This is a genomic window from Nostoc sp. ChiQUE02 (assembly GCF_034531305.2).
In the GTDB taxonomy this organism is placed as follows: domain Bacteria; phylum Cyanobacteriota; class Cyanobacteriia; order Cyanobacteriales; family Nostocaceae; genus Nostoc.
Map to the genome: position 1 here is coordinate 38,586 of NZ_JAVRBN020000039.1, position 25,723 is coordinate 64,308.

Below are 25,723 nucleotides of genomic sequence, written 5' to 3' on the forward strand. Positions count from 1 at the left end.
TCGTGACACAACAAGACCAAAAACCCTCTCGTTCTTTCGCTGGAATTGCTGGCATTGTTGCCGCAGCCACATTAATAAGTAAAGTCTTCGGTTTAGTGCGGCAGCAAGCGATCGCTGCCGCTTTTGGTGTTGGTGCTGCTGCCACTGCCTATAGTTATGCCTATATTATCCCTGGCTTTCTATTGATATTACTCGGTGGTGTCAATGGGCCATTACATAGTGCAGTTGTCAGCGTTTTAGCCAAGCGGCGGCGAGAAGAAGCGGCTCCCCTAGTGGAAACTGTGACAACGCTGGTGGCTGGATTACTGTTGCTGGTGACAGTTGCTCAGATTTTATTTGCGGATGCGATCGTTGATTTAGTCGGTCATGGCTTGGAAGAGACAACCAGAGCGATCGCAATTCAACAACTCCGCATTATGGCACCAATGGCTTTATTTTCAGGATTAATTGGCATTGGTTTCGGTACTCTTAATGCAGCTAATCAATATTGGTTACTCTCCATTAGTCCTTTATTATCCAGTATTACCGTTGTTGCCGGCCTTGCGATCTTGGCTATGCAACTGGGCAAAGACATTATTAAGCCAGAATACGCTTTAATCGGGGGAATGGTGTTAGCTTGGGGAACTTTAGCAGGAGCAATTCTCCAATGGTTAGTGCAGCTAATTGTCCAGTGGCGGTTAGGATTAGGCACATTACGCCTGCGGTTTGAGTTCAAATCCCCAGGCGTTCAAGAAGTGATTAAAATCATGACTCCGGCAACAGTTTCCTCTGGAATGATGCCAATTAATGTTGCCACTGACCTTTATTTTGCCAGTCCTATTCCTGGTGCTGCGGCAGGGTTTAACTATGCGAATCTATTAGTCCAAACTCCCTTAGGGATTATTTCTAATATCATTTTATTGCCCCTGTTACCCATATTTGCCAAACTTGCCGGCCCAGAAAATTGGCCAGATTTAAAATTACGCATTCGCCAAGGACTTTTACTCACCGCTTTCACCATGCTACCGTTAGGGGCGCTGATGGTGGCGCTATCTGTACCCATTGTTCAGGTGGTATATGAGCGGGGTGCTTTCAAGCCAGAAGCCACACAGTTAGTTTCATCATTGTTAGTGGCTTATGGGATTGGGATGTTTGTCTATTTGGGACGTGATGTTTTGGTGCGGGTATTCTACGCTTTAGGCGATGGACAGACACCTTTTCGCATCAGTATTTTTAACATCTTGCTCAACATCTTATTAGATTGGTTTTTCGTTAAACCTTTTGGCGCGCCCGGTTTGGTGTTAGCAACAGTGGGTGTAAATTGTAGCTCAATGTTGATGCTGTTGTGGTTGCTCGATCGCAAACTCAATGGTTTACCTTGGCGTGAGTGGAGTTTGCCGATTCTGGGCTTGACTGCGGGTAGTTTGGTAGCTGGGGTAGCAAGCTATGGGACATTGGTTGCTTCTCAGCAATTCTTAGGTAAAACGGGTTTACTGATTCTGGTATTGCAGTTATGTGTATCAGGATTCGTGGGGATTGCTGTATTTGCTGCGATCGCTTCATGGATGAAAATACCAGAGGTGAGTATATTTATATCTCGTCTACGTCAGCGCTTTTTGAAGAAATAGCTGTTATTTGAATATTTCAGTTGGTACACCCAAGTGGATGAGAAATAATTCAGCCACTTGGGTGAGCCAGGTGTGCGAGGTTACATTTTGTAAAAAAAGAGATTCTAGTACTAGAGAACATTGATTTTACCTAACTCTAGTGAGAAGAATCCTATGAAACTTACAAAATTAGCTGCCTCTGCAATTGCAGTTGCTTCTATTATCCTCTCCGCGGGAATTGCTTCTGCTCAAACAGCGGGTACAAACGGCAATTACATCGGTGCTGGTGTTGCGGTTGGTGCAACCAGCGGCGGACAAGGAAACGATGAAGCACAAATTGGTGGCAATATCCAAGGACGTTACGCCGTTCCCAATGCGCCTGTTTCAGTGCGGGGTTCTGTGCTGTATGGTGGTGATGCTGCCGCAATTATGCCCATAGTGACTTACGATGCGCCCATCGCTAAAAATACTAACGTTTACTTCGGTGGTGGTTATTCTTTTGTAACTGACGAAGGTCAAAAAACCCCATTGGGCAATCAGAATGCACCTGTAGTCACCCTTGGGATTGAATCAGAAGTTAGCAACAATGTCATTGCCTATGGCGATACTAAATGGGGTATTGACGCCTACAAAAATAGTGATGCTGATGCTGTCAGCTTCCAAGCTGGATTAGGCTATCGCTTCTAGTGATTACGAGCTAGAAAACAGCTTATTTGTAAGCTAAAGCAATGATGTTTGCTAGCCGTAATAGTAATTATTTCTGTCATATCTGAGTATAAATACTCAGATATGACCCATTTTTTTAATCATTTTCATTTATGATTTTGATAAACAATTATATTGGCTATTATCAAAAGTATTTCTTAAAGTAAAATTACCAATTTTGAATATGCGTAAAATATATTACTCATGGAAAAGATTAATCCCATTCCAGAAATACTTGGTGAAACAACTGACGTGGAATCTTGGCTGATTCGGGCTGGGCTAAAATTTTCCGACTTAGGTAACGATGCCGCAAGTCTTGCAATCCGTAAGCAATGGCGAGAGTACCAAGCCGCAGTGCAAAGATGTTGTGCAACCCTACACCAACCACCGTCACGTGTTCAACTAAGCGGCGACTATGCCAACCTGAGAATACCTGGTGCGGCATCAAGCAATTGTGGGATACGCTGTCGAGTCATGCCAAGTCCTTAGACTAGGCAAAAGATAGAAATGTGAATACAAAATTTCCATTGCAGTTAGAGAATCAAGTGTCAGGTAGGGCAACTGATAACTGTTTGACTAATAATCCTGTTCTACGCCGCCTACTACTGGCTTAACTTCAGTAAATGGATCAGTGCCGCCACCCCAGTTAAAATCACTAATTCGAATGCTGAAGCCGCCTAACTCCAGCACCGGATTGTAACGCAAGGTGATCCCATAGGTGCGACGGCTATATTCCAAAATGTAGTCGGTGCTAGTTTCTTTACCAGTATCCAAGTTGACAGATGTTTGAAAGCCTAAGCGAAAAGGTCCGTAGATTTGCTGTGATATCCCAGCGCTCAACACTTTGTTATCAACGGAGCGATCGAACAAAAAGGGTGATAATCCGTTGTTTAAGCCTTGAGAATAACTAATATTAAAAGCGGTATAGTCGAAAAAAGGTCGAGAAAAATGACCAATTTGACCTTGTAAGCCAACTGTAGCAGTTAGGGTGCTTTGGTTATCACCATTGGTATAATAACTGGAAGTGCCTGTGAGGCTAGCGATCGCTTGCAAGTAAGGAACTACAGGGTTAGCTGTGTATCGTAATCCCTCAGTGGCAGTAGGTGGTAATGGTTTTCCCTGCCACAGCAACAGCCCTCTACTGAGGGAAGCACTGCCTTGTAAACGACCTAGTGAAATGCGATCGTTTTCCCGCACTGGTTCTAGTAAGTCTTGGCGATCGGTGTTGGCATTGATATATCGAGCGCTTGCCTGATAGGTGAGGTTGATGCCACTCTTGCCCAAAGGAATTACAGGAGAGGTAATAATGCCGCCAAGACTGCTCTGGACGGTTTGAAAGCCGAGGGTACCGTTGTAAAAACGATCGCGGTAGCTATATTCCAGATTCAATGTGTGGGGAAGAGAAGTCCCTAATATCTGGCGCAATCCCAACCTCGCCCGCAAATTATCTTCCACCTTGTTCAGGTCAAAACTGGTTAACTCTCCAGTCCCTTCAACTACTGCTCGTGGACTCAAAACAGAATTTATTTTTGTCTTGACAGCAAATAGGGCGCCTAAGTCACCCGTTCCTTCTTGCACAGCTCTCTGTACTAGAAATTGGGGCGTGATTGTCCAGCGTGTCTTCTCTGTATCGATCACTGGAAAGCCACGCTCAAGATACAAACCACCCCGATCTTCTCCATCATAACCAGGGGAAACTATTGCAGGTGTAACGTCGCGCTCCCGGCGGTCAATAGTCCGCTCACTCACCGGAATTGGTAAGGAGACGCCTTGATCAAATACCAAACGCTGCTTCTGTGTCCTGATGCGGTCTACCAAGGGTGATTCTCGCGTCAGAGTTACTTTATCTGCGCGTAATTCTAGTTCTGGGGGCGAAAAAGGATCGTTGGTGATGCGGACATTACTTGCTTGCCAGCCTTGCGGATAAAAGTCAATTTGTTCAGCTTCAAACCTGAGCCGATTGACTGCACCCCCTGTTTTCGGTGGCGGGATGTTGCTAGCATCTGCCTGACCACCAATTGTCACATCAATTCCTCCAGGGCTACTCACACCGGAAACGGGCTGATTGGCTCTAATGCGGTCGCTGGGTGGACGTTTTGGGACTCCACCAGCAGTTATACCCGTGGGTGAAAAAGCAAAATCTGTTTGTGCTGAAGGTACGTAAATTTCTCCTCTACCATTTTCTAGTTCCCCACTATCTTGAACAAAGTTATAGGTAAAGCGTTGTCCACGTAGTACCTGATCGCCCCGTGTTAAAGTTACGTTGCCTTCTCCTGCAGCGATCAAGTTGTCCAAATTGACTTGCAAGCGATCGGCATCCACCACCGCCCCATCAAATCGCACAACTACATTACCAACAGCTGTAATAATTCGCCGTTGCTCGTCATACTCTTGCCGATCTGAAGTGACTTCTACAATTCTCGGTTTAGCTGGCGGCGTGCTAACTGGCGCAGTTGTACCAGATGGTTGACCTTGTGGCTGATTAGTGGTGTTTGACTCTGGTGTAGGGGTTGGTGCTTGAGTTTGTTGTTGGACTTGAGACTTGAATTCTACAGTGATGGGCGTTGAGAGTTTGTTTGTCGGGTTACGAGACTTAAATGTTATGAAATTTTGTACTGATTGAGAACTCGGTGTAAGATCAGCAGCAGATACAGAGATATTGTCTCCTTGTGGAGACTGTTGTGCAGTAATATCACTTTGCTGTTTTTGTTGGGTTAACTTTTCAGCTAAAATTTCCGCCTTGGACTCGACTAACTTGTTGCTGTTTGTGAGATTTGGGGCAATTTGAAGAGGACGCGGAGATTGGACGACAAGGGGACTTGGGGAAACTCTATAGCTAAAGCTACCATCCAAAAAGGTTTGTTTTTCTCCACTAGAGTTGGAAGTTGGCGATCGCTCACCGAATTTTTGAGAAGGTTCACGCTTTGCGTCTAGGTCGGAAACCTCCGCTGCAACTTTTCTTGGCAACGCAGTGGCTTCTCTTTGCGTCTCCCGTTTACGCAACGCTGACTTGAGGATAAGTTCCGAGCGCCGGAGGCTGACGCTCGGACTTGTCTTTGTATTTTCGTGATCTTGGCGATTAGAGGTTTTAACCTCTTGTGTGGGATAACCAACGACCAGCGATCGCCCTAAAAGTGCAGCACTTCCAGAACCCTTGAGTGGAGAAGTTTCTGGTGGGAGGGTTTCTGGTGAATGAGGTACAGAGGAAGTTTCAGCAACTACTAAGTCATCCTGAGTTGAGTTGTTCGGAGTTGGCAATAAAGGATCGCTCTTGGTGTTACCCGCAACTGCCAACTGAGCCAAATCCTTGGCTTGCTTGAATTTGTCTGTCTTTTCGTGTATTCCAGTATCTACACCTGAAAGAAACTTTGTATGACTAGCAGATGAGGCGGGATTTACAGGTTGTAAAGATTCGAGGATAGGAGGCGGATCGGGTGGCAGAACTGGATGAAGCATATTTGAGCAAAATCGGGCTAACAAACAGCCAAATGACGAAGGGAAGGATAAACATACATTTTGCCTTCCGACTGTCGCCTTCTGCTACCTACAGCAAGCTACCTGGAGGAAGAAACTTACTAACTTTCGCTTAGTAAGTTTCTGTGGCGTTTAGTATTTTCCGCCTTCCAAAGTCGCGGATGATTTATCGCCCTTTTACTCTAAGTCCCGACGGCCGGGGTTACGAGCGGGATCGTTCGACAAAAATCCGAAGATGAAGATAGTTACGAAGAAGGCAACAACAATATAAACAGCGATTTTTAAAGTCAGCATAGAAATATCTCCAACGGGTAAAACAAAGAGAGCTTTTCTTTCAGGATTGTGCCATGCAGAAAAGATAGCTACTTTATATTACCCAAATCTCGTCCCTTTTTTAGAGGACTCTGGGGACTGAGGACACAACTCTTGGAGAGGCTGCGCCAACGACAAGCTGAGTGCATCGCTGGGGATTGGGGAACTCGGTGCCCCCTCTGGGGATAAGGGGCAATGGGGATTGAGGACTGGATACTAGCAGTGTCTATCTTATGGTTATTGAGAATGGTGCAAGATGTCAGTTGTCTGACTCTTAGATGACCCTAAGAAATAACTCAGAGATTGTTTACTCTCATGACGTTCACTGACGGCAAAAGTTTCTTAAAAAAAGGGTAAAGGTTACAAATTACAGGTTACAGGAAATAATTCTCTTTGTCCCGAATCCCGAATCCCCATTGGTGTCAACTTAACATCAAAACCAGTCCAGACAAAGCTTTGATAGATTGTCTCGTCGAGAGTCTCTGACTGGGAATACCTAATGCGAAGCTCCGCCTTAAGACTTGCGGCAGAGCCGGAATAAGAGCATTTCCAGCCTCTGGCTGGAAACGAGGTTTTAAAAGGGTTTTAGCTTAAGTTGACACCAATGCCTAATCCCCTACTTCTCAGCTTGAAGTAATGCTTAAGTCTTTGCCAATTCGGTTTTTGATTACTCGTGCAGGTATGCCTACAGCAACGGAGAAAGGAGGAATATCTCTATTGACAACTGCTCCCGCACCAATAACACTGCCTTTGCCGATAGTAACGCCATCTAATACTGTTACTCCATGCCCTAGCCAACAATCATCCTCAATCACAATTCCTTTGCGAGTAATACCTTGGTATTTAATTGGCTCCATGGGATCGGCAAAATTATGATTATTGGCATATATCCCTGAGTGGGCAGCAATTAAGCAGTGTTTACCAATTTTAATGTCTCCTGGCCCCTCAATAGACACGTTGGGGCCTATGAAGGTGTCTTCAGCAATATATATACATGTATCTTCCAAAGACCCTATATCAACGTTACGCTCAATAGCGACTCGATTTCCTAGATGAATTCTATTATTTTTGTGTCCTCTAGCATCCATCCGCACACCCTTGAAAATATAGACTCCATTGCCAATTTCAATACAAGAAGTGCCGATAAATTCAACACCATTTTGAATATACACTGGGCTGCCTATCTGAGCAAAAATACTACGATATCCCAAATTACGCAACTTTGGGCCCAGAATAAGTGTCGGAATATCTCCTAACACCGTAGTTACTAAAAGTTCTTGCACTCGCTGCAATTTCGAAAAATATTGCTCGTTATGCATGGCTACATATCTCTTCAATCAATTGTTGTTGACAGTGTTCAAAGTTGTTTTGGCTGTATCCTAATCTTCAGCTAATGCCAACAGCGTTAGTATTTTTTTACGCAGGAGATAAATTGGCAGTATTACCGAAATTTCCCAATATCTTTTGATAGTTTTTCAAATATTGAAAAACCAGAGTCTGGCTTTGACTATGTGAGCAATTCTTAAAATTAGGTGTGTGGAATTACCCAGTTGATATGTACAATTGCGTTAAGTTACTAGAAGCTTTTTTACTATATTTACGTAAAAAATTGGCTTCTTTTTCACCAGAGCAATTAACAAAACAATTTCAGTGCATTGCAAAGTCAAGCCTCAGACTATTAAATTGTCTGATGGGAAAATTTGCTGGTTTAGATAGGCTACTGGTTTGGTTATTCGGCAAATTTGAAAAGCTTGTTACGCAACTAGGGATAGAGTTATTTACCTTGAGGCTACTTTTTCTCAAGCGGTTTTAGTCTTTTGAAACAACTCAGTTCCACAAGCTATTTTGCAACAAAAAATACATTTAACTAGACTATATTCAAAGTTTAGATAAAATTTATGCCTAGCATAACAATGTAATTATTGTTGGATTTTTTTGGGTATTTTTGCCCAAATAAAAACCCAATTAGGGTGGATTATCTCCCACATCAGCCATCACATTGAAGTTAACCATCGGTGCAAACAAGTAAGCGCTTCCCCGACTGCTATGACGGCTTTCTTGCAACGAATTTCTAGAGTATGCTGCTCCAATCATGTTGCACACGGATGATTTACAGACTAGTCAATTCACGTTTGTAATTAGGTGAATTGCTTTTAATAACAATTGTTTTTAACGATAACACATTTTATTTTTTGTGGAACACTCTTATTAAATAAATAAGTTGATTTCCAGGTTGCTTATTGATAAGAATGGTGGAAATCAGTTAACTTTTTTACTGGAGCGATGCCTAGGTTGGGCAAAGCCTACGCTACTTGCAAATAAATTTATACACTTATAAAAGATACATTAAGTATGGAGATTTGAAAAATCCTGTAAACGGTTAATTGGCATTTTTGTCTATATTTCTACCGTTGCTTGTCCAAGTTATTTTATGATTTTGCGTTCAACTCAGAATGATATCTACTATACTGATTACACCCTCTTCCTAAAAAAGCTAAAAATATTCCTCTTCCCTATTACTTATATCTAAAAATTTGTAAATCACCCATTCGGGTGAGCCAAGCGGGTGATGCGTGCTTGGTACTACTTATTATAAATTTTATTGGAAGAAAGCTAAAACGTAGCTTAGTTTTTAGGAGAAGTCCACGACACAACATCAAATTGCCAAAATTGAGGTATCAGTTTTAACTCACACACTTGGTTCAAATTATGGCTTTAATTAAAGAAATTGTACAACAAGCTCTAAATACCGGCTCTCTGAGTGTTGTAGCCGAAGACCAAATCCGATCGCAACTTCAAAGTAATTATGACTCAGAAGACCTAGATGCTTGGATCATTTTACAACGAGCTATTGCAGCAGGTGATGTCAAACAAGAGTCGCGCCGAAAAAAAGCTTCTCCCTCTCCTAAAGCCAAGGACACTTCATCGAGTATCAAACTTGCTTATCAAATGGCAGCAGAGATTGCTTATGCCGCAGCTGTAGCTCTGACAATGACAAAAAATACTAAAGATCAGCCTTCACTAGGTGCATAAAATAACACCTTCGTAATTTATTTTCCTGGTTTAGTGTCAATGATTTAATACCAAGTAGTTAACGTAGGCGTAGTCCGCACTTCCGCAAGCTCAGTGACCACCGCAGGCATCGCTTTTCCTGGTTAACTGCTTGGTAAGGTTTTCATCCGATTAATTATGGGGTTTACCTCCTGCCTTCTTACACTGCTTCTTTAACAGCGCAATTTTATTAAAAAATAATTAAAATTTTAACTTTCCTGGACACAGCTATGGGGAATTTTCACCCTCAGCTAAGACTTTAGAATTGATCCCCGAACGCAATACTAAAATAAATATAAATTATTTATTCAAAACTAGATTTTTTTAAGTGATACATACCAGTAAATGATTAAATCTTAATATACCAAGTATATGGCTCAGAGTCAGGCATAGAATTAGAAACACCTTGGTGTAAACTTTAGCAACGAGGTTAAAAATAATTCTCAATGCTTAACAAAGTCATCGCTTTTTCACAAAGTACAGTATAAAGAATTGGCAACATTGGTAAAGAGAGTAAACAATAACCATAGCTAAACTTGGAGTTTTGCCAACCTATGCAGCCAATTCGCACATTTAACGTATCCCCTTCACTACCGCCGCGACTCGAACCACTACGGCGCCTAGCATATAACTTGCACTGGGACTGGAACGTTGATACTAAGGATTTATTTCGTCGCTTAGACTCTGACCTGTGGGAGTCTAGCCATCATAACCCGGTGTTGATGCTCGGTACTATCTCTCAATCGCGGCTTTTGGAAGTTGTCGAAGATGAAGGTTTTCTCGCGCAAATGGATCGAGCTGACCGTCAGTTAGACGATTATTTGCAAGAGCGTACCTGGTATCAGAAACAACGGGAGCAGAAACCAAAAGAATGCTACGCCTATTTTTCGGCGGAATTTGGACTTGTAGATTGTTTGCCCGTCTATTCTGGAGGCTTAGGCGTTCTGGCGGGGGATCACCTCAAATCTGCCAGTGACTTGGGGCTACCGCTTGTGGGTGTAGGTTTACTGTACCAGCAAGGCTATTTTGCCCAGTATCTCAATGCCGATGGTTGGCAGCAGGAACGCTACCTGCTCAACGATTTCTACAATATGCCCTTGCATCTAGAGCGCAATGCCGATGGTTCAGAACTGCGGATTGCGGTAGATTATCCCGGACGCAAGGTGTATGCCAGAGTTTGGCGTGTACAAGTGGGAACAGTGCCTTTGTATCTGCTGGACACCAACATTGAACCCAACAACACTTACGACCACGACATCACAGATCAGCTGTACGGTGGCGACATCGATATGCGTATCCACCAGGAAATTATGCTGGGGATCGGTGGTGTGCAAATGCTCAAAGCTTTGGGGCTGAAAGTCACAGCCTACCACATGAATGAAGGCCACGCCGCCTTCTCCGCCCTAGAACGCATCCGCTTGCTGATTCAGGAAGAAGGACTGAATTATGCTCAAGCTAAACAGGTGGTGGCTTCCAGCAATATCTTTACCACCCACACGCCAGTACCAGCAGGGATTGACTTATTCGCTCCCGACAAAATGCTGTACTACCTGGGGTACTATGCAGAGATATTTGGGTTGCCCAAAGAGCAATTTTTAGGACTGGGACGCGAGAATACAGGCGATTTATCTGGGCCTTTCAGTATGGCGGTGCTGGCGCTGAAGATGGCAACATTTTCTAACGGTGTAGCACAACTGCATGGTGTGGTGTCGCGGCAAATGTTCCAGGGCTTGTGGCAGAAAGTGCCAGTAGAAGAAGTGCCGATCGCAGCAATTACTAACGGTGTCCATGCTCGGAGTTGTGTTGCGAAATCGACTCAAGAATTGTACGATCGCTACCTGGGACCAAACTGGTCATCAGCACCACCAGATAGCCCATTGTGGGAGCGAATGGACGCCATACCCGATGAGGAGTTGTGGCGCAATCACGAACGCTGCCGTTTGGATATGATTTTGTATGTGCGGGAGCATTTGGTCAAGCATTTGACCGATCGCGGCGCTTCCGCTTCCGAAATTGTCCAAGCCCAAGAAGTTTTAGATCCTTACGCTTTCACCATTGGCTTTGCCCGTCGGTTTGCCACCTACAAACGCGCTACTCTTTGGATGCGCGATCTGGATCGCATTAAGCGGCTTTTACTAGCTAACAAAGACCGGAAAGTGCAATTTGTGATTGCTGGTAAGGCACATCCCAAGGATATTCCTGGTAAAGAACTGATCCGCGAGATCAATCACTTTATCCGCGAACAACATTTAGAAAAACAGGTGGTGTTTGTTCCCAATTACGACATTCACATCTCCCGGTTGATGGTTGCGGGTTGCGATATCTGGTTGAACACACCGCGTCGTCCACGGGAAGCTTCTGGTACTAGTGGTATGAAGGCGGCAATGAATGGATTGCCGAATTTAAGTGTACTAGATGGCTGGTGGGATGAAGCTGATTATGTCCGCACAGGCTGGGCAATTGGACATGGGGAGAATTACGACGATCCCAACTACCAAGATGAAGTAGAAGCAAATGCTCTCTACGAATTGTTAGAGAAGGAAGTTGTACCGTTATTTTATGAACACCGGGATAGTGATGGTTTACCCCGTCCGTGGGTTGCCAAAATGAAGGATGCAATTCGGTTGAATTGTCCTTTCTTCAATACAGCGCGGATGGTAGGAGAATATGCACAAAGAGCTTATTTCCCAGCTAGCGATCGCTATCATACCCTGACTGTTGATAACTATGCCCCAGCTAAAGAATTAGCCGCTTGGAAAGAAAAACTAAGCGAACACTGGTTCAACATCAGAATCAAAGATGTTGACGTATCGGCAGCTTCAGACATTGAGGTTAACCAAACCGTTGCTGTCAAAGCCAAAGTTGACTTGGCAACTTTGACCAATGATGATGTGCAGGTGGAGCTATATCAAGGTGCGATCGATGCCAATGGTGAGATTGTTAACGCTGTGCCAGTTGTGATGGATTACCAAGGGGAGGATGCACAGCAATTGAGCATTTACACGGGTAATATTACTTATACCGCTTCTGGTTTGCAAGGCTTGTCTTTGCGTGTATTGCCGAAAAATCCACACCTGGCTAATCCCTATGAACCAAGGTTGATTGCTTGGGCAGAATAAAAGTAGTGAGTAGTTATTGAATACTCAAGATTAGGCGTTGCTAATTTAAATTTAGCAACGCCTTTTATATTACACATTTTCAGGTAGATAATTAATATCTAGTAGCTGTTCTAATGTATAAGTACAATGTTGAGGTAAGTTATCTAATTTCCTCTCAGTTTTCTCAATTACATATCCTAAAGCATCATCATAAATTGATGCTAATTCATTTTCTAAATATTGATATAAGTTCGTTGTCAAATTACGTTTTAATTGATTCCTAAAACTTCTAATTTCTGCTTTCCAATGTCCAGAATTATATTGAGTTTCTTCTGTCCAATATTGCAGCAATAAAAGATGTCTAATAATTTGTTCTAATAAACTAGCGACCTTGGCTTTGTCTCTACGACCCAAATTTTCTAGCTCCTCAATTAAATTTTCTAAATCTAATTCTTCTAAATGGTTAGTTTTCAATAGTTTGATTGTTTCCTCTAACCAGAGATGATCGTCAATTTCATAAAGCTCTTTTAAACTCAAGTTAGAACTAACTCCTTGCATAAAACCTCTTTGAGTTAAATCTTACGAGATTACAATTTTAGGCTAACATTCTTTGAGGGATGATAATGTAGCCAGTGGTGCGATCGCCTAATACCAAATTACGCTGTTCTCCCCAATACCACCAATAAGCAGCAACATAAGCGCAAATTAAGCTATCTAGTTTATCTTCGGTTGCTTTGAGGGCTGCGCCTGTGGTGGGAATTTCGGAAGGAAACGAACCGCCAAGACGCAGAGGAGGAGAAAGAGAGGGGAGGATATCGAGAAGATAATTTTGGAGTTTGATTAGTTCTAGGCGACGCTCACTGAGGCGTCCTTTTTTGTATTTGAGGATGCGTTCTAAGTTAAATAGGTTAACAATTGCTGGGTGGGGGAAGACTTCTATTTGATATCTGCTGAGTTTTTGCGGTTCAATGGTGGGTGCATGTGCAAAGCCGCGTGATTCTAATTCTAAGCCAAAGTTGATGGTGCGCTCTGCGAAAGGTAGGTTTTGATTAGCTGGGTAGCATCCTGCATGATATTTGCCAAAGTACTTGTGGCTGAGTTTGTCGGGGAGGCGACTCCCGGTAGGATTAGGTATGAGGGTAGGTGCATCTACGGCGATGATGGCTGGTTCGTCTGGTTGGACGCTGCGATCGATCCAGGTGAGGATGTCTGCAATGGCTTCTTTGCGGTCTAAATCGAGTAATTGCAGTTGTTCATCTATCCATTCTAAACAGCATAGTCCACTTGGTTGCGATCGCCAGCCTAAATCAATGCCAATAAATTTCATGGTCATAACACGAATTTGCGATTATTTTCGCATTTTCGGGCAACCATTTACCTAAATTTACTTGCTAAAAATCGTGAAAAATAATCTTATAATCTTAAGCAGCTTGTCTTAATTTATTTTATCTGGCAATAAATTAATCAAGATTATTCCGATGAAAATTTTATTTTTACATCCCAATTTCCCCTCGCAATTTCGCAACCTAGCGACAGTTTTAGGTAAAGATCCTAATCACCAAGTCGTCTTTGGGACAAATCGTCGTGAAGGGGAAATACCTGGCGTTTATAAAGCTATTTACACTCCTTCTCGTGAAGCTGCTCCCCAAACCCACCACTACGTTCGCAGCCTGGAAAATGCTGTTCTCACCGCGCAGGCTGTCTATCGCGTGGCAGAAAAATTAAAAGCCGAGGGTTTTGTTCCAGATATAGTTTATGGTCATTCTGGTTGGGGGCCGACTTTATTTATGAAAGATATTTTCCCCAAAGCCGAATTATTGTGTTATTTCGAGTGGTTTTATCATGCTCACGGTTCGGATGCAGATTTTGATCCCAGTGAACCACTGAATGCTGATGATGAATGCCGCATACGCGTAAAAAATACCCCGATTTTAACTGATTTATATAGCTGCGATCGCGGTCTTTCTCCAACGAATTGGCAGCGGCATCAGTTTCCTAAAGAATATCATAGCAAACTCACTGTAATTCATGATGGTGTTGATACCAATTTTTTTGCTCCCAAACCAGGTGCAAAGTTAGTTTTACCAAGAATAAATCTTGACCTTTCTCATGTGGAAGAGTTGGTAACTTATGTGGGGCGGGGAATGGAACCTTATAGAGGTTTTCCGCAGTTTATGGAAACCGTGGCGCTAATTCAGCAGCGAAGACCTAACTGTCATGTGGTAGTTGTGGGAGAAGATCGGGTGGCTTATGGCAAGAATCTCCCCGATGGTCAGACTTATAAACAATTAATGTTGGAAAAACTATCTTTGGATTTATCGAGGCTGCACTTTACAGATAGGCTTCCATACAATGAGTACCTTCAGGTTTTGCAAGCTTCTTCTGCTCATATTTATTTAACCCGTCCTTTTGTTTTATCCTGGTCAATGTTAGAAGTAATGGCAGCAGGATGTTTGCTAGTAGCTTCTAAGACTTCACCAGTATTGGAAGTCGTACAAGATGGGGTAAATGGACTGCTGGTAGATTTCTTTTCTCCTCAAAATATTGCTAATCGGGTTGAAGAGGCGCTAAATCATCCTCAGGAGATGAATGCAATTCGGGCGAATGCGCGAGCGACAATTCTGAAGCGTTATGATTTGGCGAAACTGTTACCACAGCATTTACAATGGATGTTCGCTGGTAAAAGTTCTGAGAGTTTGAAAAAGCGCCCACATTCTAAAGGATTTGGCAGAAATTAGATGATGTTAGTCATTAGTCATTAGTAATTGGTGATTAGCCTCTTGCATAAATATTTTTTTGTCTTATGGGAAGGTGTGAATAAGAGCGTGAAAAGGATGACTTTTGCAAAAAGTATATTAGTCATTAGTTATTGGTAAATAACAAAGGAAAAATGACAGAGAAAGATAAAAGCGATATTTAAAATGCGAATTATTTTTACTATTGCCCATTTTTTCAAACCTAGCAGTCAGGGTCGTCATACTTCCCAACGCAAAGACCCGCAACCCCGCTTGCAGGCGTTAATTAATAGTCTTACTGCCTTACACCAATTATTTGATAAATCTCAAAGTATCATTAACATTGCTCAACGAATAGCTTTTCCAGCTAACCAGCCGCAGTCGCATGAACTAGATATTGTTATTTGTACAAGCAAAGATAATCATCTTTTGAATCAGCTTTCCTTGCCATCCCATTTATATAAGCATCATTCTACTAATGTAGAACCTCTGCTTTTGGGGTTTGAGTGCCAAGCTGTTCTGCAAAGTTGTCTCGGTCAGTATGATTATTACTGCTTCTTGGAAGATGACTTAATTATTCATGATCCCTGGTTTTTTATAAAATTAAACTGGTTTAACCAACAAGCGGGTGATTTAAATTTGCTCCAGCCAAATCGTTATGAAATCTCCCCTTACGGTTTGGTTCATAAAGCTTACATTGATGGGGATTTGGCATTGCGAGTAACTGCTCCCTTTCAAAATGTGCAGGAGCAAAATGAACTCAAGGCTATAATTCTAAATACACCAATTACCTTTAGTCGTACCCTCAATCCTCACGCAGGCTGCTACTTTTTAAATGCAAATCAAATGGCTCAATGGGCTAATCAGACTTATTTTCTCGACCGGGATATCAGCTTTGTTGGGCCTTTAGAAAGTGCTGCCACTTTGGGAATTATGAAAACATTCCGAGTTTACAAAGCCTCACCGGAGCAAGCAAGCTTTTTGGAGATTCAACACTTTGGATCTGGATTTCTGGGGCTAATTGGCAAAAAGGTGGGTTTGGCAGAAAGGTAAATCGAATTTAAGAGTTTGGTTTTTGTAAACAAGATTAATGCGATCGCTATTTATAAAAACACATTAGCGATCGCTCAACAATCAACTAGTCTTAAATTGTAACTAATGGTTTTTCAACAGGGGTAGGCGTAGTCAGCGGATCAAATCCTAGCTGCTCAGTAATGCGCTCTCTGGCTAAAAGCCGATATTCCCAAAAATGCTCGCCAGCGGCACATAAACCCAAATACATATTCACAAATTGGGGTTTGGTGCGGAGAATAGTCCAAAGCTGTTGCCAAAATTGACCCCGAATTTCCTGCCGTTGCCAACCTTGTCGCCAGAGCAAGTGTGCAAGTAGTCGCAGTCCTTTGCCAGGAGGAAAATACATCGTTTGCTGTAGTTGAGGATTAGGTGTAATCTTGAGGCACTGTTCAAAACAACGTCGGAGATAGTTTTTGGGTTCGTACATTCTCCAAATTGCCTCTAAATATTCTTTAGCAACTTCAGCCATCGGACGCGTAGGAACAAAATTCATTAAGGAATTTTGATCTCCCACCTCCAAACCTCCAAATCCTTCTAATAATCGCTCCTCTTGTTTTAATCTTTGCCACAGGGCGGTATTGGGAAGGGCTTGCAGTATACCTAGCATTGGTTGAGGAATGCCTGTTTCTTCAACAAAAGCTTGAATTCGCTCGCCAGCGCCAGTTTTTTCTCCATCAAAGCCAATGATAAATCCTGCATAGATGAGTAATCCAGCTTGATTGATCGTACGACAGGCTTCTAAAAGGGGATTGCGGGTATTTTGAAACTTGCGAGTGACTTGCAGGCTGTCTTGATCTGGTGTTTCAATACCCAAAAAGACTGCGTAGAAGCCAGCTTTAGCCATTAGTTCTAATAGCTCAGTATCTTCTGCTAGGTTGACGGAAGCTTCAGTCAGGAAGGTGAAGGGATAATTGCGTTCCTGCATCCAGGGGATTAATTCTTGTAAGAGGCGTTTCACATTGCGCTTATTGCCAATGAAGTTATCATCCACTACGAACAGAGATCCGCGCCAGCCCAAGTCATAGAGGGTTTGCAGTTCTGCTAGGGTTTGACTGGGTTCTTTGGTACGTGGTTTGCGACCGTAAAGATTGATGATGTCACAGAATTCGCATTCAAAAGGACAACCGCGAGAAAACTGGATTGCCATCATTAAGTAATCATCTCGTTTGAGTAAATCAAAGCGAGGTATGGGGCTTTGGGTTACATCTGGTTTTTCAAGGGCGCGAAAGGTTCCTTGTTCTTCACCTTTAGCGATCGCTTCTAAAAAGTGTGGAACTGTAATCTCCCCTTCATCTAAAATCAAGTAGTTAGCTCCTGCTTTTTGGGCAGGTTCTGGCACTGAGGTTGGATAAGGACCACCCACAGCAACTTTTTTCCCCAGCTGCGCTGCTTTGTGAATTTGGGCGAGAAAGTCTTCTTTCTGTGCAAGCATGGCAGAAAGAATCACGATGTCGCACCATTGCCAATCAGCATCCGTTTCTTGGTTAACATTGCGGTCATAAAACCGAACTTCCCAGTCTGTTGGTAGCATAGCGGCCACAGTCAGAATCCCTAACGGTGGAATAAATGCCTTGAGTCCCGCTATTTTCATGAATTCGTCGTAAGACCAAAACGTTTTGGGAAAGCAGGGGTAAAGTAAGAGTACTTTCATTGCTGTAGTCCTCTAATTAAATTTTGTTTGGAAGATTTTTTACTTTTGATAAATCCGTATTTTGGATGCTCATTGCAGAGATGATGCTACGATCCCACTACCCTGATTTTTTCTCTATCTGTCTTTAGATAGACATTTGCATCGGCAAAGGTGATTTTTTATTCAGTTAGCAGGATTACCGCCGTTGTAATAAAAGCTAATGGCGGATTTGTGCAGCGAAAAACTGCCAGATCAATGGTTTGCTGGTAAATCCAGAAATAATTGAGCATTTTTATAGGTCAGAGTAGTAAAGCTTTCGTCAGCAGACTCCCCTGAGTGAAAAAATTAACTCATAATTTTGAGATTACTGCTACTTTCTCTGAAAAAAACTTAAATTTTGTCTATTTCTGTAAATAAAAAGTACATAAACTACTTTGATGAGGAGAAAAAGCTTTAATTACAGAGTTTTGCAGTTTAGTCTTTGTATTGCCGTGCTATCTAAACGCAACCTTTTGCAATGGCAATGCATCGACCAACAATGCCATTGTATCGACTGACAATGCCATTGCATCGATTAACAATGCGATTGTATTGACTGACAATGCTATTGCATCGACTTTTTATTTACAACAAGGCATTAGAATGCCTACTCTACAAGCTGTCGTTACTACACTAAGTTGTCGTTTTCCTTCGTGAAGAGTTTTTATAGCAATCCGAGTTGAGTTAAAATGTCTAATCTTGCAACAGCGAGTTGACCTGGAAAATGTCAAAATTAAATGAGTTTTGCGTAGGCGCATTCGCGCAGCGTCTCCAAGAGTTGCGACTTGTCACCAGACATCGCCACTTTACTAGCGCGGATTTGAGATAACTAAGTTGAAATTTATGGGCAAGCAACGTGTTCTTTCTGGAGTTCAACCAACAGGCAATTACCATCTAGGTAACTACTTGGGAGCCATTCGCAACTGGGTAGAAGGTCAGAGCGAATACGAAAATTACCTTTTTGTGGCTGATTTGCACGCGATTACAGTGCCACACGACCCAAAACAATTGGCAGCTGATACCTACACTCTTGCTGCTCTCTATCTAGCTTGTGGTCTTGATTTAAATCACTCCACCATTTTTGTGCAATCGCACGTTTCGGCCCACAGTGAACTCACCTGGTTGCTCAACTGCATTACACCTCTAAACTGGCTGCAAGACATGATCCAGTTCAAGGAAAAGGCTGTTAAACAAGGAGAAAATGTGAGTGCAGGCTTATTGGATTACCCTGTGCTAATGGCAGCTGATATTTTGCTTTATCAAGCTGATAAAGTGCCAGTGGGTGAAGATCAAAAGCAACACTTGGAATTGACACGGGATATTGCAGCTCGGTTAAATCACCAATTTGGTAAACCAGATCAACCAGTTCTGAAGTTACCAGACCCTTTGATTCGTAAAGAAGGGGCAAGGGTGATGAGTTTGGCGGACGGTACACGCAAAATGTCGAAGTCCGATCCTTCGGAGTTAAGCCGGATCAGTTTGCTAGATTCACCGGAACAGATTCAATACAAGATTAAGCGTTGCAAAACCGATCCGATTCGTGGGCTGACTTTTGACGATCCAGGGCGTCCAGAGTGTAATAATTTGTTAACGCTGTATACATTGCTGTCTGGGAAGAGAAAGGAAGATGTAGCAGTTGAGTGTCAAGATATGGGTTGGGGACAATTCAAGCCATTGTTGACGGACACAATTATTGAGTCCCTGAAACCAATTCAAGAAAAATATCAGGCGGTAACGGCGGACAAAAGCTATTTGGAGTCTGTGTTGCGGGATGGAGGGGAAAAAGCTAGAGCGATCGCAAATCAAACTTTATCACAAGTAAAAGCTGCTTTAGGCTACTCTCTTCCTCTATAAGTTTTCACTTTTAGGTGTGATTTGCTATACCATTTAAGAAATTGAAATTCTTAATTTTATGCATCACACCCATAGCCCCACAGCCTTCCGCAGAGCTGTACAAGCAGGTGAATTTCTAGTTACTGCTGAGGTAGCACCGCCGAAAGGGGGAGATCCAGCGCACATGATTCAAATGGCGGCGACTCTTAAGGGAAGGGTTCATGCTGTCAATGTTACTGATGGTAGCCGCGCAGTCTTACGGATGTCTTCGTTGATGGCGTCGGTGATTTTGTCACAAAACGGTATAGAGCCGATTTGTCAAATTGCTTGCCGCGATCGCAACCGCATTGGTTTACAAGCTGATTTGATGGGCGCTCATGCTTTAGGTATCCGTAACATTTTAGCTTTGACTGGCGACCCAGTAAAAGCAGGCGATCATCCAGATGCCAAAGCAGTGTTTGACTTAGAAGCGGTGCGACTGTTGCAACTGATTCGGAAAATGAATCAAGGCGTTGATTGCAACGAAAAACCCTTGACTGATGGAGCGCTAGATTTATTTGTTGGTGCAGCAGTAGATCCACAATGTAAGAGTTGGTCGGGTTTACAAAGTCGATTTGAACGTAAAATCGAAGCAGGAGCGCAGTTTTTTCAAAGTCAGTTAATTACCGATTTTGAGCGACTGGAAAAGTTTATGGATGCCATTGCTGCTGGTTATAAAAAACCAATTTTAGCAGGAATCTTTCTGTTAAAATCAGCAAAAAATGCCCAGTTTATTAATAGATGTGTTCCGGGTGTAGATATTCCCCAACATATTATTGATAGATTAGCAAAAGCCAAAGATCCTTTTGAGGAAGGGATAAAAATTGCAGCCGAGCAAGTGCAGATAGCGCGGCAATTGTGTCAAGGTGTCCACATGATGGCGGTGAAGCGAGAAGATGCGATCGCACCAATTTTAGATTTGGCTGGGGTTGCTCCAGTTAATCAGTTGGTATCTATGTAAAGCAGATAACGAAACTTTTATTAAAGCGGATGTAACCATCTGCTTTTTTTTATGCTGAAACAGACGCGTACACAGTATTTTTGATAGACTTTCAATATCCAATTTTCGCTTGACTAAATCTAGGTGCAAGCTGACAAAATATTTTATAGCTTATTTCAAGCTTTTCCTAGCATATTTTTTGCAATAATTGGCGACACGACTGTCAATGTCAACGCCTATGAATTTGTTTCAGTTGAACTAAAAGAAACTGCTTTTAGGATTGAGTGTAGAGCAAGTGGCGGTGGCTCTCGATTTAACAGTGGCGCAAGTACAGCAAACAGCGCAGAATCAGTCTAGCTGATAGTGGGCGCTGCTTGCGTGTAATTTAATCAGCAAGTGCGACGCCGATAGCTTACCCCTACGGGGAAACAAGCTACGCGTAGCGTCTCGTAGAGAAGCGTAAAGCCTTCTCCTAACGGAGACGCTGCGCGAACGGCATAGCTTCGCTTAGAGCGAGTCCCCCACCGTCATAGCCCGTTGTAGACATCGCCTCTTTTTGTTTTAGCTAAACCAGAAGCAATGTCTACGACGGACTTACGCCTACGCACTTAAAACCTGGGTTACATCTTACCTTGTTGCATCACTTCTTGTAGATGTCGGCGAACCTCTTGTGCTTGCTCAAGATCAGATTGGCGCAATTTCTGGAATAACTCTACACAAGGCTGCGACCCTACTTGTTGTGCATCTTTGATGTAAATATCATAAGCTTTAACGGCTTCAGCTTTGTTGTGCAACACAGTGACAAAATCGTACTCCAAGTTGCTAATTGGTTCTTGAGACTGTCCGTTACCTGTATTTTTAGCCATTGCTTCAACCTCTTTTTAAGATTTCTAATTAACTTTATACTCACCCTGAAAGAGGGATTCATCTTCCAAAAAGAGTATATTTAAATACGTCAGATGTACCTTATGAGGGTAGGTTATAAGATTTTAGATTTTAGATTGTAGATACATAAAAGTTTCTGATGCAGCCTCAAGCAAAAGAGTAGAGAGTAAGAAAATACTTTTTCCCACTCCCCAGTACAGACGCGATTAATCACGTCTCTCCCACTCCCCATTTTCATAACAATTTATCCAAGCGGTTGATTCTCATCACATTGACGTGAATACTGGAATTCCAAATCATTTTGTCGTTCTCTACCTCCTCTATAGACAACCGGACAAAACTTAGTGTTAGCACTCATACAATCCATGTGTGGCGTTTTAGCACATACCACGAGTAGTCCACCCAGAACAAACAACAAACCACAAATTGCAAGCGTATTAACCCAAGAAATTTCCAGTGCTCCGTGAACTACTACCTCTCGCAGTAGAGATACAATTGTTACCTCAACTGCTACTCCTACAGAGATACTATGTTCTTGCAAATAAACCATTAATAATCGAAATAACTCGACTAAAATCAACACAAATAGTATTTTTGCAGTCACATGTTTATAGTCTAGTGGCTGCATGAGGGCAATAGCTATCCCCCACAATTGGATTAGCATGACGGCGAACAAACCTAAACACAGAACAATCACAATTAAGTCTTGAAAGGCTTCCATGTTGCGAACAATCGATTGCCGATCAAGCCAGCGATCGCTAAATAAAAATCGACTTTTCTGGCGCTTTTGCATGTACGTTTTTTCCAATCTGGACTAGTTCAGACAACACCAGCGAGTCAACCCAATAGTTTTATGTTATGCAATATTAAGTTTTTCCGCCTCAGCGAGGTTGGTAATTTAAATTTTGTGCTTGTTGCAACAATTGTTCGGCGTTTTTCGCCCACTGGGGATTACCCTGAGCATTATATAAATCTCTAGCAAATTGCAATACTTGTACTGCATCTCCATATTGCTGTAACTGCATGAAAACTAACCCTGCACCATAATAAGCGTTGGGATAGTTAGAGTTAGCTTCGGCTGATTTTCTAAAAGCCTCTAATGCCTCTTGTAATTTGCGTTGCTGAAACCAAATTGAGCCAAGATTGTAGTAAGCTTCTGAATACTTCGGATTAATTTTTACTGCCTGATTAAAGGCACCTCTTGCTTGATCGAGTTTGCCTTGTTGGAGATAACACATCCCCATATGATAAGGAGGCTCTGGTGCATTTTTGCTATATTCTATGGCTTTTTTAAAAGATGCGATCGCGCGTTCACAATCTCGTTGCTGTTCTCGTACCAATCCCAAGTTATAGTGGGCAAATCCTAGTTTGGGATCAAGTTCCAACGAGCGTTGCAAGTAATCGTTGGCTAACTGTAAATTATTCCCTTCTAACAACGCTCCACCTAAATTCGCAAAAGCTGGAGCAAATTTAGGATCGGCTTGCGTCGCTCGATAAAATGCATCCGCAGAGGGTTGTAATTGTCCCGTTTGTCTGAATGCTAACCCTAAATTATAGTGCGCTGGTGCCAATGCCGGATCTAACTGGGTTGCTTGTTTAAAGGCTGCGATCGCATCTTTTACCTTTCCCGCCTGAATTGCCTGTAAACCTTGGTTCAACCAGTCTATGGCAGTTTTAGTATTAGATTGTGCCAGCTTTGAGGCGACAGGAGCAGATAGAGAAACAGAGGGGTAGGAAATGTTAACAACCAGTATCAAACTTACTAACCCTGCTATGCAATATTTAAAGAATGATAATCCCATTGATTTTCTGACTTGCAAGACTTTCAGTTAAATTTACTTCATAAAAACTTTTTTACAAAAATTTTTAATTTACCATAAAACTTTGTGATAGTTAACTTTTCTTAAGCTAAATCTTACGACAGGCAACAATTTTTTTAACTTTCGATTAAAGAGAGGATAATAACAAATTAAAGAAGGGGTAATTTTGACTCCAGAGAACCATTTTTTATCCCTGATATATACAGAATCATGCGGTTATAAATGACTTGCCGCAAGGGAGGTTTTATGAACGAAAAAGTAAAATCGGGTTCGCGGAATGTTGCAATTGTCGGGCCTTATTTAAGTGGAAAAACCACTTTACTAGAAAGCTTGTTATTTGTCACAGGGGCAATTTCCCGGAAAGGGAGTGTTAAGGACAGCAATACAGTGGGAGATAGTGCTGCCGAGTCGCGCGATCGCCACATGAGTGTAGAAGTCAGCGCCGCTAGCACTGAGTATAACGATATTCGCTTCACCTTTATTGACTGTCCGGGAAGCGTAGAATTTGCCCAAGAGACATACAATGCTTTAATCGGAGTCGATGCAGCAATTGTAGTTTGCGAACCCATCCGCGATCGCGTCCTCACCCTCGCCCCTCTATTTAAATTCCTCGACGATTGGGAAATTCCCCACCTCGTCTTCGTCAACAAGATGGATCGGGCAAATATTCACGTTTTGGAAACGTTGCACGCCCTAAAAGCAGTATCTAGCCGTCCCCTGGTAGCGCATCAATATCCCATCATGAGCGGGGAACAACTCACCGGCTTTATTGATATGGTGAGTGAACAGGCATATCAATATCATCCAGGCGCACCTGCTGACCCCATCCCCTTTCCCGAAAGTTTAAAAGAAGAAGAACATATAGCACGGGCAGAAATGCTCGAAGCCTTAGCAAATTTTGACGACCATTTACTCGAAGAACTTTTAGAAGACATCGAACCACCTCAAGAAGAAATCCTCAAAGATTTAAAAATGGAATTAGGGGCAGATTTAGTAGTGCCCGTTTTCTTTGGTGTAGCAGAACAAGATTATGGTGTTAGACCTCTATTAGAAGCCTTGTTACGGGAAGCCCCCGAACCAGAAACAACAGCAGAACGTCGTTTAAAAAACTTAAAAGGTGATACACCTCTAGCGCAGGTATTAAAAACTTATTACACTCCCCAAGGTGGCAAACTCTCTCTCGTGCGTGTTTGGCGGGGCAAATTAACTGATGGTATTGTCCTCAATGGCATTCGCACTGGCGGAATTTACCGCCTGATGGGACAACAACAGCAGTCAGTTAACCAAGTTAGTGCTGGTGAAATTGTCGCATTGAGCCGTTTAGAAGGAATCAAGACGGGCGATACAATCTCTACAGAACAGCAGTCGGCAATAAAATTACCCAAAGCTGTAGAGTTGGAACCAGTGTATGCCCTCGCCATTACACCAGAAAAGCGCAACGATGAAGTTAAACTCAGCGGTGCCATCACCAAGCTATTGGAAGAAGACTGCTCACTTGCTTGGGAACAACACGGCGATACTCACGAAGTTATCTTGTGGGGTCAAGGCGAAATTCATTTACAAGTCGCCCTAGACAGACTGCGCCGCAAATATAATTTGCCGATGACAACCCATTTACCGCAAGTGCCTTACAAAGAAACCATCCGCAAAACAGTGGCTTCAGTTCATGGACGCTACAAGCATCAAAGCGGTGGTCACGGACAGTTTGGTGATGTTTTTCTCGAAATCAAGCCCCTACCACGCGGTACAGGTTTTAACTTTAATGAAACTATTGTCGGTGGCGTGGTTCCTAAACAGTACATTCCCGGCGTAGAAATGGGCGTGCGGGAATTTTTGACACACGGACCTTTGGGCTTCCCAATAGTTGATGTGGCGGTAACTCTGACTAATGGTTCGTATCACAACGTTGATAGTTCCGAACAAGCCTTTAAGCAAGCTGCCCGATTGGCAATGCAAACGGGGATACCCCAAGCGGAACCTACGTTATTAGAACCAATTCTGCGGGTGGAAGTGACGACACCGAGCGAATTTACCTCGAAAGTGCTGCAACTGTTGAGTGGTAGACGGGGGCAAATTTTAGGCTATGAGGGGAGAAACGATTGGCAAGGCTGGGATAATGTCTCTGCATACTTGCCACAAGCAGAGATGCAAAATTTTATTGTAGAGCTGCGATCGCTCACCTTGGGCGTTGGTTCCTTCCACTGGGAATATGACCATCTCCAGGAAGTACCAGAAAAGCTTGCCGAACGTGTCATTCACAGCAACGGCAATGGTGGTAATGGCAACGGCAAGTAATTTTGAATTTTGAATTAATTGTAGAGTAGCGTAGGCTTTGCCTGTCGTAGGCATCGCTCTAAGGCTGAGATTCCCGACTTTTCTCAGAAGTCGGGAATCTTTTTTAATCTGTAAAAGGATTTGTAAATCTTGGCTCTTCAGTACTTGTTATGCTTAACTAATAATTAAAATGCCAATTCAATAAGCATCTTACTCTAAAATTATTAA

Annotated in this window: 21 protein-coding genes; 11 read left to right on the plus strand and 10 right to left on the minus strand. The window is 42.7% G+C overall.

What is annotated here, in order from left to right; all coding sequences use genetic code 11:
- Positions 1-2 precede the first annotated feature (2 nt).
- The 3 genes from murJ (at position 3) to RM347_RS28205 (ending at position 2,780) form a co-directional block, all read left to right on the plus strand.
- A complete protein-coding gene (gene murJ / locus RM347_RS28195) occupies positions 3-1,607 on the plus strand; it encodes a murein biosynthesis integral membrane protein MurJ (protein ID WP_322718736.1) in 1,605 nt (534 codons plus the stop codon).
- Between the two features lie 153 nt (positions 1,608-1,760).
- Positions 1,761-2,273 carry an outer membrane beta-barrel protein gene (locus RM347_RS28200; RefSeq protein WP_322718735.1) on the plus strand — a complete coding sequence of 171 codons (513 nt, stop codon included), beginning with the start codon at positions 1,761-1,763 and terminating at the stop codon, positions 2,271-2,273.
- Between the two features lie 222 nt (positions 2,274-2,495).
- The gene (locus tag RM347_RS28205) at positions 2,496-2,780 is read left to right on the plus strand and encodes a hypothetical protein (RefSeq protein ID WP_322718734.1); all 285 of its coding nucleotides are present in this window, start codon (positions 2,496-2,498) and stop codon (positions 2,778-2,780) included.
- A gap of 87 nt (positions 2,781-2,867) precedes the next feature.
- On the opposite strand, the gene RM347_RS28210 is transcribed toward RM347_RS28205, so the two are convergent.
- From RM347_RS28210 to RM347_RS28225, 4 genes are all read right to left on the minus strand, one after another.
- Positions 2,868-5,747: a DUF3769 domain-containing protein gene (locus RM347_RS28210; protein WP_322718733.1), complete on the minus strand. Its 2,880-nt coding sequence runs from the start codon at positions 5,745-5,747 to the stop codon at positions 2,868-2,870.
- A gap of 195 nt (positions 5,748-5,942) precedes the next feature.
- The gene (locus tag RM347_RS28215; RefSeq protein ID WP_041566417.1) at positions 5,943-6,059 is read right to left on the minus strand and encodes a photosystem II reaction center protein I; all 117 of its coding nucleotides are present in this window, start codon (positions 6,057-6,059) and stop codon (positions 5,943-5,945) included.
- 641 nt (positions 6,060-6,700) lie between these two features.
- Entirely contained in the window at positions 6,701-7,396 is a 696-nt protein-coding gene (locus RM347_RS28220; protein WP_322718732.1) for an acyltransferase, read from the minus strand.
- A 646-nt stretch (positions 7,397-8,042) separates the two neighbouring features.
- Entirely contained in the window at positions 8,043-8,171 is a 129-nt protein-coding gene (locus RM347_RS28225) for a hypothetical protein (RefSeq protein ID WP_256091202.1), read from the minus strand.
- 615 nt (positions 8,172-8,786) lie between these two features.
- Between RM347_RS28225 and RM347_RS28230 the strand changes: the two genes are divergently transcribed.
- Both RM347_RS28230 and glgP read left to right on the plus strand, forming a co-directional pair.
- On the plus strand, positions 8,787-9,110 hold the full coding sequence (locus RM347_RS28230) for a hypothetical protein (RefSeq protein ID WP_322718731.1): 324 nt from the start codon (positions 8,787-8,789) through the stop codon (positions 9,108-9,110).
- 572 nt (positions 9,111-9,682) lie between these two features.
- The gene (gene glgP, locus RM347_RS28235; RefSeq protein WP_322718730.1) at positions 9,683-12,247 is read left to right on the plus strand and encodes an alpha-glucan family phosphorylase; all 2,565 of its coding nucleotides are present in this window, start codon (positions 9,683-9,685) and stop codon (positions 12,245-12,247) included.
- 69 nt (positions 12,248-12,316) lie between these two features.
- On the opposite strand, the gene RM347_RS28240 is transcribed toward glgP, so the two are convergent.
- Together RM347_RS28240 and RM347_RS28245 are read right to left on the minus strand one after the other, a co-directional pair.
- Positions 12,317-12,784: a DUF29 domain-containing protein gene (locus RM347_RS28240; RefSeq protein ID WP_322718729.1), complete on the minus strand. Its 468-nt coding sequence runs from the start codon at positions 12,782-12,784 to the stop codon at positions 12,317-12,319.
- A gap of 37 nt (positions 12,785-12,821) precedes the next feature.
- The gene (locus tag RM347_RS28245; RefSeq protein ID WP_322718765.1) at positions 12,822-13,553 is read right to left on the minus strand and encodes a DUF429 domain-containing protein; all 732 of its coding nucleotides are present in this window, start codon (positions 13,551-13,553) and stop codon (positions 12,822-12,824) included.
- A 151-nt stretch (positions 13,554-13,704) separates the two neighbouring features.
- Here RM347_RS28245 and RM347_RS28250 point away from each other — a divergent pair, with 151 nt between their 5' ends.
- Positions 13,705-14,964, plus strand: a complete 1,260-nt coding sequence (locus RM347_RS28250) for a glycosyltransferase family 4 protein (protein WP_322718728.1) — start codon at positions 13,705-13,707, stop codon at positions 14,962-14,964.
- A 183-nt stretch (positions 14,965-15,147) separates the two neighbouring features.
- Complete coding sequence (locus RM347_RS28255; protein WP_322718727.1) at positions 15,148-16,014, plus strand: calcium-binding protein; 867 nt, start codon at positions 15,148-15,150, stop codon at positions 16,012-16,014.
- A 91-nt stretch (positions 16,015-16,105) separates the two neighbouring features.
- Here the strand turns inward: RM347_RS28255 and RM347_RS28260 are convergent, their stop codons facing one another.
- A complete protein-coding gene (locus RM347_RS28260; RefSeq protein ID WP_322718726.1) occupies positions 16,106-17,686 on the minus strand; it encodes a B12-binding domain-containing radical SAM protein in 1,581 nt (526 codons plus the stop codon).
- Positions 17,687-18,547: 861 nt separating this feature from the next.
- On the opposite strand from RM347_RS28260, the gene trpS reads away from it, so the two are divergent.
- From trpS to RM347_RS28275, 3 genes are all read left to right on the plus strand, one after another.
- Positions 18,548-19,558: a tryptophan--tRNA ligase gene (gene trpS, locus RM347_RS28265; RefSeq protein WP_322718725.1), complete on the plus strand. Its 1,011-nt coding sequence runs from the start codon at positions 18,548-18,550 to the stop codon at positions 19,556-19,558.
- Positions 19,559-19,616: 58 nt separating this feature from the next.
- On the plus strand, positions 19,617-20,537 hold the full coding sequence (locus RM347_RS28270) for a methylenetetrahydrofolate reductase (RefSeq protein ID WP_322718724.1): 921 nt from the start codon (positions 19,617-19,619) through the stop codon (positions 20,535-20,537).
- 123 nt (positions 20,538-20,660) lie between these two features.
- Positions 20,661-20,873 carry a DUF2887 domain-containing protein gene (locus RM347_RS28275; protein WP_322718723.1) on the plus strand — a complete coding sequence of 71 codons (213 nt, stop codon included), beginning with the start codon at positions 20,661-20,663 and terminating at the stop codon, positions 20,871-20,873.
- Between the two features lie 263 nt (positions 20,874-21,136).
- Here the strand turns inward: RM347_RS28275 and RM347_RS28280 are convergent, their stop codons facing one another.
- From RM347_RS28280 to RM347_RS28290, 3 genes are all read right to left on the minus strand, one after another.
- Positions 21,137-21,382 (minus strand): hypothetical protein, encoded by a 246-nt coding sequence (locus RM347_RS28280; protein ID WP_322718722.1) that lies wholly within the window; start codon positions 21,380-21,382, stop codon positions 21,137-21,139.
- A 263-nt stretch (positions 21,383-21,645) separates the two neighbouring features.
- Positions 21,646-22,194 carry a phosphate-starvation-inducible PsiE family protein gene (locus RM347_RS28285; RefSeq protein WP_322718721.1) on the minus strand — a complete coding sequence of 183 codons (549 nt, stop codon included), beginning with the start codon at positions 22,192-22,194 and terminating at the stop codon, positions 21,646-21,648.
- Positions 22,195-22,282: 88 nt separating this feature from the next.
- Positions 22,283-23,203 carry a tetratricopeptide repeat protein gene (locus RM347_RS28290; RefSeq protein ID WP_322718720.1) on the minus strand — a complete coding sequence of 307 codons (921 nt, stop codon included), beginning with the start codon at positions 23,201-23,203 and terminating at the stop codon, positions 22,283-22,285.
- Between the two features lie 264 nt (positions 23,204-23,467).
- Between RM347_RS28290 and RM347_RS28295 the strand changes: the two genes are divergently transcribed.
- Positions 23,468-25,516 (plus strand): elongation factor G, encoded by a 2,049-nt coding sequence (locus RM347_RS28295; protein WP_322718719.1) that lies wholly within the window; start codon positions 23,468-23,470, stop codon positions 25,514-25,516.
- The last annotated feature ends 207 nt before the right edge of the window (positions 25,517-25,723 follow it).